Origin of the sequence: Borreliella kurtenbachii (assembly GCF_030437945.2) — a bacterium.
GTDB classification, from domain to species: domain Bacteria; phylum Spirochaetota; class Spirochaetia; order Borreliales; family Borreliaceae; genus Borreliella; species Borreliella carolinensis.
In genome coordinates this window covers 203,897-218,884 of sequence record NZ_CP124058.1, presented here as the reverse complement: position 1 = coordinate 218,884, position 14,988 = coordinate 203,897, and the positions used below count along the sequence as shown (strand labels likewise).

Annotated in this window: 12 protein-coding genes and 3 tRNA genes; 3 read left to right on the top strand and 12 right to left on the bottom strand. The window is 26.4% G+C overall.

Features of this window, described 5'->3' with window-relative positions; all coding sequences use genetic code 11:
• Positions 1-102: 102 nt before the first annotated feature.
• Both efp and QIA22_RS01620 read left to right on the top strand, forming a co-directional pair.
• A complete protein-coding gene (gene efp / locus QIA22_RS01625; protein ID WP_014023465.1) occupies positions 103-681 on the top strand; it encodes an elongation factor P in 579 nt (192 codons plus the stop codon).
• Positions 659-1,312, top strand: coding sequence for a hypothetical protein (locus tag QIA22_RS01620; protein WP_301611439.1), 654 nt, complete (start codon positions 659-661; stop codon positions 1,310-1,312). The genes efp and QIA22_RS01620 overlap by 23 nt, the downstream gene beginning before the upstream one ends.
• 10 nt (positions 1,313-1,322) lie before the next feature.
• Here the strand turns inward: QIA22_RS01620 and QIA22_RS01615 are convergent.
• The 7 genes from QIA22_RS01615 to QIA22_RS01585 all read right to left on the bottom strand — a co-directional run bounded on the left by QIA22_RS01615 (position 1,323) and on the right by QIA22_RS01585 (position 10,385).
• Positions 1,323-1,396 (bottom strand) — tRNA-Ile (locus QIA22_RS01615).
• A gap of 27 nt (positions 1,397-1,423) precedes the next feature.
• Entirely contained in the window at positions 1,424-2,458 is a 1,035-nt protein-coding gene (locus tag QIA22_RS01610) for a coiled-coil domain-containing protein (RefSeq protein WP_301611438.1), read from the bottom strand.
• A gap of 18 nt (positions 2,459-2,476) precedes the next feature.
• On the bottom strand, positions 2,477-4,312 hold the full coding sequence (gene mutL, locus QIA22_RS01605; RefSeq protein WP_301611437.1) for a DNA mismatch repair endonuclease MutL: 1,836 nt from the start codon (positions 4,310-4,312) through the stop codon (positions 2,477-2,479).
• Positions 4,313-4,318: 6 nt separating this feature from the next.
• Positions 4,319-7,030: a tetratricopeptide repeat protein gene (locus tag QIA22_RS01600; protein WP_301611436.1), complete on the bottom strand. Its 2,712-nt coding sequence runs from the start codon at positions 7,028-7,030 to the stop codon at positions 4,319-4,321.
• Complete coding sequence (locus QIA22_RS01595) at positions 7,023-7,790, bottom strand: tetratricopeptide repeat protein (protein WP_014023460.1); 768 nt, start codon at positions 7,788-7,790, stop codon at positions 7,023-7,025. Before QIA22_RS01595 ends, QIA22_RS01600 begins: the two co-directional genes overlap by 8 nt.
• A 26-nt stretch (positions 7,791-7,816) precedes the next feature.
• Positions 7,817-9,562 carry a BB_0208 family protein gene (locus tag QIA22_RS01590; RefSeq protein WP_301611435.1) on the bottom strand — a complete coding sequence of 582 codons (1,746 nt, stop codon included), beginning with the start codon at positions 9,560-9,562 and terminating at the stop codon, positions 7,817-7,819.
• On the bottom strand, positions 9,549-10,385 hold the full coding sequence (locus tag QIA22_RS01585) for a UTP--glucose-1-phosphate uridylyltransferase (protein WP_301611434.1): 837 nt from the start codon (positions 10,383-10,385) through the stop codon (positions 9,549-9,551). The genes QIA22_RS01590 and QIA22_RS01585 overlap by 14 nt, the downstream gene beginning before the upstream one ends.
• Before the next feature lie 52 nt (positions 10,386-10,437).
• On the opposite strand from QIA22_RS01585, the gene rsmD reads away from it, so the two are divergent.
• Positions 10,438-11,007: a 16S rRNA (guanine(966)-N(2))-methyltransferase RsmD gene (gene rsmD, locus QIA22_RS01580; RefSeq protein ID WP_301611433.1), complete on the top strand. Its 570-nt coding sequence runs from the start codon at positions 10,438-10,440 to the stop codon at positions 11,005-11,007.
• A 3-nt stretch (positions 11,008-11,010) separates the two neighbouring features.
• On the opposite strand, the gene QIA22_RS01575 is transcribed toward rsmD, so the two are convergent.
• The 5 genes from QIA22_RS01575 to hflK form a co-directional block, all read right to left on the bottom strand.
• Positions 11,011-12,561, bottom strand: a complete 1,551-nt coding sequence (locus QIA22_RS01575; RefSeq protein WP_301611432.1) for an HD-GYP domain-containing protein — start codon at positions 12,559-12,561, stop codon at positions 11,011-11,013.
• Positions 12,562-12,589: 28 nt separating this feature from the next.
• A tRNA-Phe gene (locus QIA22_RS01570) sits at positions 12,590-12,662 on the bottom strand.
• A gap of 22 nt (positions 12,663-12,684) precedes the next feature.
• Positions 12,685-12,757 (bottom strand) — tRNA-Phe (locus QIA22_RS01565).
• Positions 12,758-13,068: 311 nt separating this feature from the next.
• Positions 13,069-14,040 (bottom strand): protease modulator HflC, encoded by a 972-nt coding sequence (hflC, locus tag QIA22_RS01560; protein ID WP_301611431.1) that lies wholly within the window; start codon positions 14,038-14,040, stop codon positions 13,069-13,071.
• Positions 14,041-14,976, bottom strand: coding sequence for an FtsH protease activity modulator HflK (gene hflK, locus QIA22_RS01555; RefSeq protein ID WP_301611430.1), 936 nt, complete (start codon positions 14,974-14,976; stop codon positions 14,041-14,043).
• Positions 14,977-14,988 lie beyond the last annotated feature (12 nt).

Below are 14,988 nucleotides of genomic sequence, written 5' to 3'. Positions count from 1 at the left end.
ACTTTAGTGATTAAGTTATAATTGAGGAATAATAGCAAATATTTTAATTTTTTGGTATAAATTACTACTAGATTTGTATGTTAAGTTTTGCGAGGTATTTAAATGGCAGTAGTGAAATCTAGTGAGATTGAAAAAGGTTCTTTTTTGCTTATCAAGGGGGTTCCTCATATTGTTCTTGAGAGAGAATTTTCAAAAACAGGTAGGGGAGGGGCAATAGTAAGGTTAAAGCTTAAGAACTTGAAAAACAAACTTGTCATTAGAGAAACTTTAAAAGGGGCAGATACTGCAGAAGCTATTGAAATTTATGAAGTTAGTGCCCAGTATTTATACAAAGATAAAGACGTTTTGGTTTTTATGGATTTAGAAACTTATGATCAAGTTAGCTTGGATTTAAAAGAAAGTGCTAATTTTCAAGATAAGGTGCTTTTTTTGCAGGAGTCGGAAATCTATTCTCTTATAATGTTTGACAATGTGGTTATTGATATTAAGCTGGCTCCAAAGATTGCTTTTGAAGTTGTAGAGGTTGAGGCAGCCGTTAAAGGCGACACTGTAACAAATGCAATGAAAAATATTACTCTTAATACAGGACTTGTAGTAAAAGCTCCACTTTTTATTAACGTTGGAGATAGGATTTTAGTTAATTCTGAAACCAAAGAGTATGCAGAGCGGATTAAAAGTTAAATTAATATTGTTTTTTTGTTGTTTTGCTTCTTCTTGTGAAATGAATTATCCGGAAATAAAAGAGCTTGATTATAAGATAAATTATTATTTTACTGAAAATCGTTTAGATTACTCCATGAGTTTTGATTTTGCAATTAAAGTTTTAAATCCAAAAGATGTTTTTAAATTATCAATAGAGAATAAGAACACCAATGAATTTATTCAAGTGGTTAATAATAATTATAGCTCTTTTTTTATTGATTCTAATCTTGGCAAGGATATTCTATATTGTAGGGATTTGAGGTTTAATTTTTTTGATAAAACTTTTGAAGATTTTACTTCATGCGTTCGTCTTTTTGATAAGGGCATGAGGGTATACAATAAAGAGCTTGTTATTTCTCTAGGCATGTCAAAGTATGATTTAGATGATGTTCACAATTATGTATATAAGTCTAAAGATATGGCCATGTTAAACAAGTTAAGCAATTTTAAAGTATTTTTTATTAAAACTTATAAAGATAAACTACATCCTATCTCTTCAGTTGCTAAAATTGATTCAATAGATACCCTAGAGATTGATAAAACATTTGATAATTATATAAGCCTTTATTATGTCGAAAAAAATTCAAATCTTTTTTTTAAAGTTAATTGAAAAGATCAAATGGGCCCACCAGGACTTGAACCTGGGACCTACCGATTATGAGTCGGGTGCTCTAACCAACTGAGCTATAGGCCCTTAGCTTTAATTTATTATATTTATTTTTTATTCATTGTCAAGTTCATTTTGAATAGCTTCTATTTTAGAAGTTAATGCATCTAATTTGTTATTAATTTTATCTTTTTCTTTCGTTAGGATTTTCATTTTTTGTTGAATGTTTTTTATTTCTTCGTGTTTTGTTGTTTTTATTAAATCATTATTTAAGTTTAATATTTTTTGATTTGTTTTTTCTATTTTTTGGATTATTGAGCTAATTGCATTGTTTTTGGCTGTAATTTTATCTTTTTTTGTTGCTTCAATAAATTCTTCAGCAATTTTTTTTAAAATATTTTCCTTATTTTTTGTAATAACATTGATTTCGGTTTTTATTTTATTCTTTTTATATATTTTTTCTTTTTTGCTTGTAGATATTATTTCTTTTATTTCTTCTTTTATGTTTTTTATATTTGTTTTGATTTCATTCATTATTTTAAATTCTTTAACAATTATATTGTTTAATTTTTTATTTAATGAAAATTCATTTATTATGCTTTCAAAGTTTTCAGAAGGATAATATTTTGTGAATACCCGCTTTTCAAATTCTTTTGATATTTTATATATATTTATCATATTGATAATATTGTTTATTGCTGAGTTGACTTTAAGTATTATTCTTTGTAAATAATTTTTTGTTTTATGATCACTTGCTAATTCTATTTTTTTATATTTTTCAAGTTTCAATTTAGAAAAATTCATATTGTATTTTGATATTAATTCTAAATTTTGAGGATAAATTTCGATTATTGTTTTAGCAATTTCTTTGAGGTTTTTTTTATATGATTTATTAGTAGATTTATATTCTTTTTTAAGAATATAAATCTTTTTGTTTAAATTTTTTAATATGTTTTCAGTTTCTTCTGATTTGCTTAAATTGCTTTTCATTTGATACAATTCTTTTTCTACTAATTTTAAATTGGGATAGTGATTTAAATTTTTTAATTCTACTATATTATTATTTTTCAATATTTTTCCAAGTTCAATTAAACTTTTTTCTTTTTCTATCTTTAACAAGTTGATTTCTGATTTGATTTTTTTTATCATGGGAACTCTGATTTTATTTTACGCTCTGGCAACTTTTTTTTCAAGATCAAATTTAGATATTTTGTAATAAATTTTTCGTCCATGAGGACAATGTTTGATTTCTAGTTTAAAAAATTCATTTATTAAAAATTTACTAAATTCAATGCTTAATATGTCATTTGTTTTAACAGCCTTTCTGCAGGCAATAGTTGCATATAAGTCAGATTCAAGAGAATTTATTGTTCTACTTCTTCTTGATTGAAAAAAGTTAATAAGAGTATTTTCATATTGACTACAAATATTAGGAATAGATTCAAGTTGATATTTTTTAGAGCCTATTTTAGAGATTATAATGTCCAATTTTTTGTATTCTTCTATTTCGCTATCTATAATTTCTTCTATGTTTTTATCAACTACTGTGAATTCAATTGGTATTAGAAGCCTTTGAATAGTTTTTTTTGAATTTCTAAGTTTTTCATATATTATTTTTTCGTGAACTGCGTGTTGGTCTATGAAGTAAATTTCATTTATTTTTTCAACGATTAAAAATTCAGAGAATATTTGTCCAATATAGTTAAATTTTATTTCTTCTTTTTCATTTTTGTTTGGCAGTTCTTCAAATTCTAAAAAGCTGTCAGAGAAAATGTTTTCAATGTTTTCCTTAAGTGTTGGTCTATTTTGTATAATTGAATTGTACCTTCTAAGGTCAATATTGCCTTGTGGTGTGTTTTTGTTTGGCTCTTTTATATTATCTTCTTTTTCTAAATAGTTGTTTTGTGGTATATCATATGTGTTGAATTTATTAAAGTTTTCTTGTTCGTTTATCATTTCTATTAAATGATCATCTTCTGTTAATTGTCTTTTTATTATTATGTCTTGGTAGTTATTTATGTTTTTATCAAAAAAATTATTAATGTTGTCAGATATTAGTTTAAATAAAAATGGAAGATTGTAAAATCTTACTTCTTTTTTTTGAGGGTGCACATTAAAGTCAATATATTCAGGGTTTATTTCTAAAAATAGATAACATATTGGAAAGTTGCCAGGAGAAAGTATTCTGCTGTGCCCATTAGTTATTGCCTCTAAGAGATCTTTTTGATCGATAGGTCTTCTGTTGACAAATGTTTTAATATGTCTTTTGCTTTTTTTAGAAAAGTTATCTGGTGCTAAAAATATTTCTATTTTTATATTGTCATGTTCTTTTTTTAAAACTCTAAATTTATTATTTTCTATTACATTTCCATATACATTTTGAACCCTGTCAATTAACGATTCTTTAAAGTAAATTTTTCTTAGCTTTTGATTTAAATTAATTTCGAAATTGATTTCGGGGTGGGTTATTATTTTTTCTTCTAAAACTTTTAGACACATTTTTGTTTCAATGGGTTCTTGCTTTAAGAATCTTTTCCTTGCTGGGAAGTTGTGAAATATTTTTGTGACATCTACTATTGTTCCGTTTATGGCAGGTTGTTTTTTAAAGCATTTTTCAATTCCATTTTCTATTTCTATTTGATAGCTTTCATTGCTAGTTGTTGAGCTTGTTATTGAAATGTTGGAGCAAATTGCAATACTAGAGAGAGCCTCTCCTCTAAATCCTAGAGTTTCTATTTTTCTTAAATCTTCTTCTGATGATATTTTTGAAGTAGTGTGTGGTAGATAACAGATTTTTAAATCCTCTTTACTTATTCCGCTTCCATTATCTATTATTAAGATTTTGTGAATTCCCCCCTCTTCAAGAAAAACTTCAATTTTAGTAGCTCCAGAATCTATTGAATTGTCTAGCAATTCCCTTAATATTGAACACGGTCTGTCTATTGATTCTCCTGCTGCTATTTTTTGAACCAAGTATTTATCTAAGAATCTTATTTTGTTCATTGAAATTTATATTCCTATTATTTTTTTAATATTTTCATTTTTTTTGTAATTTGGAAATTTTTTTATAAGTTCTCTTAGTGTTTGATCATTGTTACTTTCATTATATTCTATTATTCCTAGCGCATGTAAGGCTTCTGGATTGTTTGGTTTTAATTTTGTATATTCTCTTAGAAGGTCTTTAGCTCTTGCGTTATCATTAATTTCAATTAGAGTGGTTGCAAGATTATATTTTGCTTCAATATCTGAATTGGTTATTGCTTTTTCAAAAATTTCAATTGCTTTTTGATAATTTTTTTCTTTTTTGTAAAGTATTCCCAGATTGTTTAAGGCTAATTTATTATTTTTGTTTATTATCTTTTCAAGAGTTGAGATTGCTTGGCTTTTATTTCCTGATTTTTCGTATGCTTTTGCTAGGTTTATATAGGCTGAAGTATTTTCAGGGTTTTTTTCAATTACTAGGTTGTAAAGTGATATAGCATTTTGATAATTTCCTTTTTTAAGATTTATAGATGCTTTTAAATATAAATATTCACTTTTTTCTGGATTTAAATCGATGGCTTTGTTTATTATTTCAAGAGATTCTTCAAGTTTATTATTTTCAAATTTTGATATTGACAGGTTGTAAATAGCAATTTCGTTAGGTTTTTTTGCATTGGCATTGAAAAAATTTAAATATTCTTCACTTTGTTTGAAGTTGCCCAAGTTGTTTGAGACTATTCCAGCTTTTAATGCATAATTGGGCTTTTTGTCGAGATTGTAGGCATTTTTAAAGCTTGCAAATGCTTGTTGCATATCGCCATTTTTTTCTTCTGCTATTCCTTTTTGGTAGTAGGCAGTGCCATAATTTTTATCAATTTGTATTGCTTTTTCAAAAGATTCTATTGCTTTCTTGTTTTTATTTAGCATCATTAAAGCTATTCCTTTGTTATTATGTGCTTTTTTATGTTTTGGGTCGAGCTTTATTGTTTGATCAAATGATTCTATTGAGTTTTCATATTTTTTAAGCTTGAATCTAATGATTCCGAGTTTATAGTGATCTTCTTGGGTATTTGTGAGTTTGGTAATTTTTTCGTATGCATTTTCTGCTTTTAGCAAATCTCCATTGTTTTCATAAGCTTGAGCTAAAGTTTTAGAGGCATGTGTGTCATTAGGATTGGTTTTCAAGAATTCATTTAGATCGTTAATTGCTTGTTGACGTGTTTTTGTGTTTTCAAGATCAACGGGTTTTATTGAATAAACCTTAGATTTAAGGCCCTCCAGGTGTTGTATTTTATTAGCTTGAGCTAAAGTTTTAGAGGCGTGTGTGTCATTAGGATTGGTTTTCAAGAATTCATTTAGATCGTTAATTGCTTGTTGACGTGTTTTTGTGTTTTCAAGATCAACGGGTTTTATTGAATAAACCTTAGATTTAAGGTCCTCCAGGTGTTGTATTTTATTAGCTTGAGCTAAAGTTTTAGAGGCATGTGTGTCATTAGGATTGGTTTTCAAGAATTCATTTAGATCGTTAATTGCTTGTTGGCGTATTTTTGTGTTTTCAAGATCAACGGGTTTTATTGAATAAACCTTAGATTTAAGATCTTCTAAGCGCTGAGGTTTCTTGTTTTCATTATTTAATTGGAAAATTTCTTTCTTATAAGGTTTTTTTGGTATATTAATTAGATTTGGTTCAATGTCTTTTTTTATTAAGGTTAATAGTAAATTTGAGGCTTCTTTATTTTTTAAACTTTCAATCAACTCATTTACTTTTTGAAATTTGTTGCTTAGGCCTTTTTTAATTAATTCTTTTAATCTATTTTTTCCAAGTGTAACTCTACCAGTATTAATATCGTCTAATATTTCATAGAGCTCTTTTTTTATTAAGTAACTATATGGCCTATGAATTTTCCCTATTATTGTTTGACTGGGTGGAGGAAGTTCACTTTCTTTTTGAGAGTTTGAAGGATTTTTTTTCAAAGTTGTAGCATTGTTATTGTTTGAGTATTTTTTGTTGTCTGGAGTTTTTAAAATATGCTCTGAAGTTTGTTCTTTGGAAGAATTTGTGTTTTGCGTATCATTTTCTATTTTTTGAGAGTTGTTTAAAATATTTTCACTATTTGATTTTTCACTTAAGTTTTTTTTTAGTTTTTCCAAATTAAATAAATTTTTTTGATCATTAACACTTAATTTGGAATTTGGAGATTGTATTGGTTGATTTTCTTCTTTTGGGTTTGTATTTGGGTTTATTTTTTCTGGGATTTTGCTTTTTTTAAATTCAGATATGTCTTCATCTTCAATACCAATATCATCGTTTCTGTCAGAGTAGTTTTCTGTTATTGTGCTATCTTTGATGTATCTATTATTAAATGCTATATCAAAATTTTCGTTTACATTTGTTTTTGTATTGTCTTGGCCCTTGATTTTGTCTAAGATTTGATTTGCAGAGTCTCTTTGTAATTCGTTTGATTCAAAAGGGCTGCTGTTGGCAATTTCTGCTAGTGTATTTGTAAGCATTGTAATGTCTTCATTTTTAGGGTATTTGTCTTGCAGAAGTTTTGCAACAGAATATGCTTTTTTATAGTTTCGATCTATTACGCTATTTTTAACTTCGTTTAGCATTATTTCTCGATTTTTGTCATTTAATTTGCTTTGATATACATAGTAACCAAAGCCTCCAAATGATAGGATAAGTAAGAAAATTAAAAGCAATAATACCGAAAAATTTGTATGTTTTTTATTCATCTATGTATAACTCCTCTTGCCAATTAAGTTTTTCTAGCTCAATTAAAGAATTTGTTTCTAGGTTGTCTTTAAAACTATCTTTAAGTATTTGATTTTTATCTTCTTTCGCGTATACAATATGCTCGGTTCGTCCTTTTAAGCTTTTGTCAAGTTTTTCAAGATTAATTTTTTCATTTCTTAAATAACTTATTAAAAGTAAAATGCTGTCTTTTTTTTCTGTTTTTGATCTAAGGGTAATAAATTGCGAGTAGTCATGGATAGCCATAGTATAAGAATCCCAAGCTTTTTGGTATTCTTTTTCTTTAGATGTTATTTTGCCTTGTTGAACATAGGCATTGGCTCTGTTTAGTAGTGCGCTGTCATAATTGGGCCTGCTTTTAATGGAATTAGAATAATATTTTATTGCTAAAGGATAGTAACCTTCTCCTCTGTTAAACATTATGTTGCCTAATTCATAATATAGTATGTAATCGATTTCACCCCCCACTGCAATTCCATCAAGCAATGCTCCTTCTGCTTCTGTTAGTTGGTTATTTTCTCTGTATGCTATTGATAAAAAGTAATAGCCGAGTTGTACTTTTGGATATTTTTTAATAGCATCGCTTAGCGTTTCGATTGCTTGAATATAATTTTTGTTTTTCATCTCTTCTTTGCCAATTCTAATTAGTCTTTGAGAATATGCCAGTTTTGAATTAAATATTAAAATTAAAAATACAATAAAAATCTTGCAATTTTTATTTAAAAATAAATAAATCCTCATTCTTTTTCCATTATACTTAATTTAGATTAAATGTCTTTAGACTTCATAAGTTCTTTTTTAAAATTTATTTTTTGCTTCAATTTTGTTTTGAAAAAATAAATAAATTCTAATAAACTATTTTTTTCATTAGATTTTATCTTTCTATTGCTTATTAATTCTACCAGATTCTCATAATATATTAAATAGCATATTGCAGGGAATAATTTTTTCTCATTTTCATCTTCCAGTGTTTCAATAAGATCAAATCTTATATTTTTGAGAATAATTTTTAAAATCCTTGATCTTGTTTTTAGTGATTTTATTAAAATATATGATTTTTGATAATCTAGTTGGTTGGAATTTATTTTTTGTATTTTTATTATTTTTTTAGGTATTGTAATTTTATTTTCGTCAAGGTAGAGTAGTATGTCAGATATAAATTTGAAATGCTTATTTTCAATATTTGGATAAAAAGATAGAAAATATACAAATATTTGATTTTGTATTTCAAAGGATTTGGATTTGAAAAAGTCTTTCATGTGTTGACAAAAAATTTTTTTATCCTTTTTGTCAGCATAAATATAGAATGCAATCCATCCATAAGTTTCTATATTATTGGAATTTTTTTTGATATAATGCATGATTATTTCTAAAAATGCGCTTTTAATGTATCTTTCTTTAAAGATTGAGCTTTCGTAGGGGTTGAAATTTGTTTTATCAAAAGATATAAAAAAATCTTCTGTTTGAAATTTTGCAGTTATAATTTCTTTTATTTTTTCTTTTATGTTGATTAATTTGTGTTTTTCAATGTATTCAAGTGCATCTATGAAAGATTCCCAATTATTAGATATTTTGTCTTTGAAAAACCAAGTTAAATATTTTTTTGTTATTGTTTTTTCAATTACATATAAATAACACTTTAATGTGTCTTGAAAATCTTTGGGAGCGTATTGAGTAAAATCACTGAAAAAATAATTGAAGTTAATATTTTTACTAGAACCTTTATAAAAAATTTCATTAAGACTTAAAGTTTTTAGTGCGTGCAAGTAGTTTAAAATTTCATTGTATTTTAGTGCTAGAATTTCTTCTTCCAAGTATTTATAATGTTTTATTAAAATTTTAATAAAAATGTTTTTACTCAAGCACCCAACTGGCCAATATGTAAGTATTAGCATTCTTTTTAATTTTATTAGTCTACTTTCTTTATTGGTTAAGCTTGACTTAAAAACTTTTTGATTTTCCGGTTTATATTTTAAATTTTTATTTAAAATATTTAATATTTTAATTTTATTTTTGTTTCTTACAGCTACTAGGATGTCTATTGTTCGTTCTAGGTTGTCAATGTTAATATTGCTGGAAAAATTTAATATAATTTGTTTGTAAATGTCTTTTTTTTCTTGAGAATAATAAGGGTTATTTTGTATTTCAATTAGTTTTAAAAAGTTACTGGATTTTAGTTTATATGTTGTTCCTAGTTTTTTGGTGTTGAGATTGGCTTCTTTGTTTATTTGAGTGAAATTTTTGCTTCTTACTATTTCTAATATCCATTTTTTAATTACTTTATTTTGAGTTTTTTTGTAGTAGTATTCTTCAAGTGAAGCATTTAATTCATTTTTTTCTTTTTCGTAATCATTGCTAATTTTTATAAGTTCAATTATTTCAGGTTTTTCTAATTTGTAAAGCTGGGAAGAAATACTATATTTTAAAACTTTTTCTTCTATGTATTTATTTATATACTTTTTTAATGTTGCAAGGGAATCATAAAATTCTGAATCCTTTTTAATCGTTTTCATTTATTCCTTTTTTTATAATTTCCATTAAATTTTTATCTTTTTTGGCAGAATTTATTATTGCCTCTAGATAACCTTCAAGAGTTCCTATGTCAATTCTTTTTCCTTCAATATTTTTATATAATACTTTTTTTTGATCCATTAGCTTTTTTAAAGCATAAATGTGGTAGTATTCACCTTTTTGGTGTAGTTTAAATCCTTCTTCTAAATGTTCAAAAAATTCATAATTGTACAAAAATCTTCCAATAGATGCTTTATTGCTGGGCTCACTTCCAATTTTTGGTTTTTCAACAATGTTTTTTACATGAATTTCGTCTTTGTAGAGTTCTATTACACCATATCTATTTATATCTTCTGGATTTTCAATGATAGATATTATGTTCTTTCCAGTTTTTTCATGAAGACTTATCAATTGTAAGCTTAATGGTGGATTTCCAATGTAAAGATCGTCAGGGTAAGCTACAATTACAGGCTCTCTATTTATCCAGGGTTTTGCATAAAGCAGTGCATTTCCAGTGCCTAGCATTTCTTTTTGTCTTATGAAGCTTATGTTAATTTTTTTGTTTTTAATCTTATCTATTTCATCTTTTTTATTTTCTTTTAAAAAAATATTTTCAAGTTCAATTTCTCTGTCAAAATAATCTTCAAGAACTTTTTTTCGTCTTGAGCTTATTAATAAAATATCTTTTATTCCTGAATCGATAAATTCTTGAATAATATAATCTATGGCTGGTTTGTTTAAAATTGGTAGCATTTCTTTTGGAATTGTTTTTGTTATTGGTAAAAATCTTGTACCATACCCAGCCGCCAGAATAATGCCTTTCATATTTCTCTCTCTTGAAATAAGATTATAGCAAAAATTTAATTTTATATATTCATTGTTTTTTAAAATTGTTTTAAAATTTTCATTTATGTATGTAAGTTCGGGTAAATATAAAGGTAAAAAAATTTTGTTTCCCAAGAATGGTTCTGTTCGTCCTGTGATGTCTCTTGTTAGAGAAGCCTTTTTTTCTATTATTTTCAAGGATATTGTTAACTCAAAATTTTTGGATGTTTTTGCGGGGACTGGTATAATGTCTATCGAAGCTCTTAGCAGAGGGGCTAGTCTTGCTCATCTTGTTGAATGTGATAGAAAAATTAAAAATACATTAGTTAAGAATTTTAGTTTTGTTGAGGAATTTTATAAATTTTTTTTTCAAAGTGCAGAGGATTTTTTGGGTAAGAAAGATCTTTTTTATGATTTTATTTATCTTGATCCCCCTTTTAATTATAAAAATAAGATTAATTTGCTTGAAATTATTTTAAAGGGTAAAATTTTAAATGATAAAGTTAGCATCATTATGCATTATCCTTCTGGTGAGGATTTAAAGATAAATACGTCAAAATTTTTAATTTATAATTTAAAAAGGTATGGGGGATCTAAACTTATTTTTTTGAGAATATTGTAGGATTTATTTTTTTCCATAATTAAAGAGAATGAGTTGAATTTCATTTTTATTTAATTCTGGAATGCTGTTTTTTATTACAAAATCATCCACATTTTTTAACGGATTTTTTTTATAATTTCCGTTTGCATCTTTTATTAAAATTTCTTTGTTCTCAAGATCCATTATTATTTCTTCTATTTTGTAAGTTTGAGTTTTTTTGTTTATTATAGATAAATTTGGTGTAATGCCCATTTTGTATTCAATAACAGCCGCTTGAAAAAGATTTTCATTATTATTTTTTTTGTTTACATCTACTATTTGCCCATAATCAAAAGGTGCAAGTATTGTTAAAAAATTTTCTAGCATATTAATGTCAAATTTTTTGTTTTTTGTTTGTTCGTTTGGCTCTTTTCTGCTCCAGTAGTATTTTCCACTATTTTCTATTAGGAATTTCACAGCCTCTAAGGGATTAGTACTTTCTTTTATTATTATTGGATTTACCAATTCATCGTAAGTATCTACTATACAAAAAATCCTAACAAATTCATGAATAAATTTGTTGATTTTTAGCTGTGGATTTCCGGTAGCATCAAGGTAGTCTTTTTGCCCATTGATTATCATTTTTGTAATAGCTGAAATATCTTCTCGCATTCTAAACAAATTTTTAGCAATGTTAATATTTTTTTCCAAGTGTTCTATTTTTAATTTGTGCTGTTCTTTAAAATTTTCGTCTTTAAGGCTTATTTTATTTCCGATATTTTCTAATATCGTTATATGCATTAATCCTATTGAGTGTAATAGAGATCCAAGTGCGGCTTGTAGTATTATGTCTTCTGCATAAAAAAATTCTGTAAATTCGGTATATTTAGTTTTATCAAGAAAAAATTTGATGGTTGAACGAGGCGCATTTTTTAAAGACCTTATTTTGTTTAAATTTGCAATTGTAATTAGAAAGTAAATTGTTGTATCGACTGAATGTAGTAGTATTGAATCGCCCTCTGTTTTAACTTTTCCTTTAAAAAATTCATAGTCTCTTCTAGCAGAATATAAATATAACTTTTTTAAAGTTTTTTTATCTTTAAGGTTTTCTTTTGTCCTAAGTTTTTGAACATCAAAATAATGATATATTTCTAATAAAATTTTTTGCAAAGATATTATTTTATGCCTTGGAAGTATTTTAAAGCTTCCCTCCAATATTTCTTTCCAATAAATTTGATTAGGTTCAGCCTCCATTAATGTATTTATTTTCATAAGTGGTTTTTTGTTCTTGGTAATAAATATTGGATCGTCTTCTTTAAAGGGCTTATATACATCTTTTAGATTATCTATTAACTTTTCTCTTAAATAGTTAAGATCATCATTTAAAATTTCTTCATTTATTTTTTTTATCAGGTTTTCATATGATTCATCTTCTTCTTTTTTAATTACAGGAATGTATGGTGTATTGCCTTTAGAAAGTATTTTAATGATTTTTTCATTTACTCTTGTGCCAAGTTTTGATAAGTTTCCTATTCTTGCAAAAATTACGTCTTGTTCGCTTAGATCTTTTATTTGCTTTATTTCTTTAAGTATCACTTTGAGATCCTTTTAATCTTTAAATAAATGTCGCCGAGGAGAATCGAACTCCTGACACAAGGATTTTCAGTCCTATGCTCTACCAACTGAGCTACAGCGACAATTGCAATTTAAATAAATGTATGCTGCCGAGGAGAATCGAACTCCTGACACAAGGATTTTCAGTCCTATGCTCTACCAACTGAGCTACAGCAGCATTTTTATTCTAGTACCTTAATTTTTTCATAAGTATATATGTTTGTCAACTCTTTTTTCAAATTTCAACTTTTGGATATATTGCTAAAAAAATGATTTATAGCTAGCTTTGAGGTTTTAAAAAGAGCAATTCTAAAAATTTAATTTAATTTTTAAATGTATGCGGTAATATATTTTTTAGGTATTTTTTTTAACGGTTTTATTTGTTATTTAAATTTAAATTTAAATAAAGCTTTGCATTGCTATTAAATTCATAACAACAAAATTTATATTTTACGGGTATTTAAAGAAAAAATTTATACTAATAAACTTTCAATTTCTTTTGTGAAGATATTGAAAGAAATCCATATCTGTTGAGAAAATTTTTCTTTTATCTTTTAATACTGCTTTATAGCTTTCCAATGCTTGCCAGAATTTGTAAAATTCAACATTTTTGCCGTATGCATTTGAATAGATTTTTGCAGCTTCTCGATCTCCTTCAGCTTTTATTTTGGCAGCAGTGGCTTTAGCTCCGCTTAATATTTTTAGCTTTTCTTTTTCTATGCTTCCAAGAATTTCTGTTTTTTCAGCTAATCCTATGCTTCTTTGTTCTTCTGCGATTTGTTGTCTTTCTGAAATCATTCTGTTGTTTACAGATTCAATAAGGCTTGGATCATAAGTAACTTTTCTTATTAGTACGTCTACAATTTCAATTCCAATATCTTTAGTATTGTTGTTTGCTATATGAATTATTTCTTTTTCGATTATCTTTCTTCCTTTTGTTATTTTATAAATACCGTTAATTTTTGTTTCTTGTGGGGTGAGCACTCCATTAGACAAACGTTGAATAGGATCATTTGAGCTTCTTATAATTTCAAGCAAAGGATATTTTGCAATAACTCCTCTAACAGCAGGTTCAATTGCTGCGTCAATTCTAATGTAAGCTCTACTCATTGTTTTTATTGTTGTATAAAATTTATTTATGTCTGCAATTTTCCATCTAGCAGTTGTATCAATCCATATTAATTGTTTTTCTTCACCCCCTGTTGGGATTCTTTGAGGTTCTCCATCCCATCTAAGAATGATTTTGGGAAATATTTGTACATTTTCAATTAATGGGATTTTATATTTAAGCCCGGCTAAACTTTCGGTTCTTTGAATTTTTCCAAGTCGAGTGGTTATTGAAATTTCATTTTCTTTCAAAATATACATTGGTTGGAAAATGGACAAAATAGTCAAGCAAACTATTACTGTAAAGGTTATAATTTTTGCAGTAGATAATAAAAGTTTTATTATAAATTTCATTTATTTTACCTCTTTAAATGGTAGAAAATTTTTGAAGTTTTTGTCAATTAATTCAATGTTATCTTTGTTTTCAAGTATTTCTTTCATGGTTTCATTATAAAGTCTTTCTTTTGTAATATCGGGATTTTTTAAGTAAGCGTCTAGTATGGCATTAAAAATTTCTGTATCCGCTAATGCATTGTTTATTCTACTTTCTTTGTATCCTCTGGCTTCTTCAATAACCTTTAATGCTTCACCTTTAATTTTGGGAACTATTTGATTAAATTCTTTTTTCCCTTCGTTTATGTATTTATTTTTATCTTGAATAGCAATGTTTACATCTTCAAAAGCCTCGTAAACCTTTCCTTTTGGGGGTAGGGCATTTCTAATTTGTACTTGCACCACGTCAATTCCCAAATTATAATTGTCTATTATTTCATTCATAGAAGATTTTACATCTTCTGTTACTCCCACTCGGTTGTCATTTATTATTTCAAAAATAGTATTATCTCCAATCAATCTATTCATTGATGACTTTGCAATATCTTTAATTGTTGTCTCAGGATCTTCTACTTTAAACTTGAATGAATAAGGATCTCTTATTTTGTATTGCACTAACCACTCAATGTTTATTATATTTAAATCTCCGGTAATAATCCTGCCTTCGTCGCTTGCATCATCATTTTCTCTAATACCGCTTGGAGATATTAGAAATCCAAATTTAATTTCTTGGACTATTTTTACAGGTACGATAAATTTTTCTTCAATTAATGGAATCTTGACATGTATTCCAGAATCAAGAGTTCTGTTAAGCTTGCCAAGGCGAAGTACAATTGCTTCTTCTGATGGCCCTACTATGAATATGTTTGAAATAACTATTATTGATATTAGTATTAAAGTGATAATAATTATTAAATATTCGTAAGTTTTATTAAAAATTTTTTTTATGTCAAACATTTGCTTCTCCTA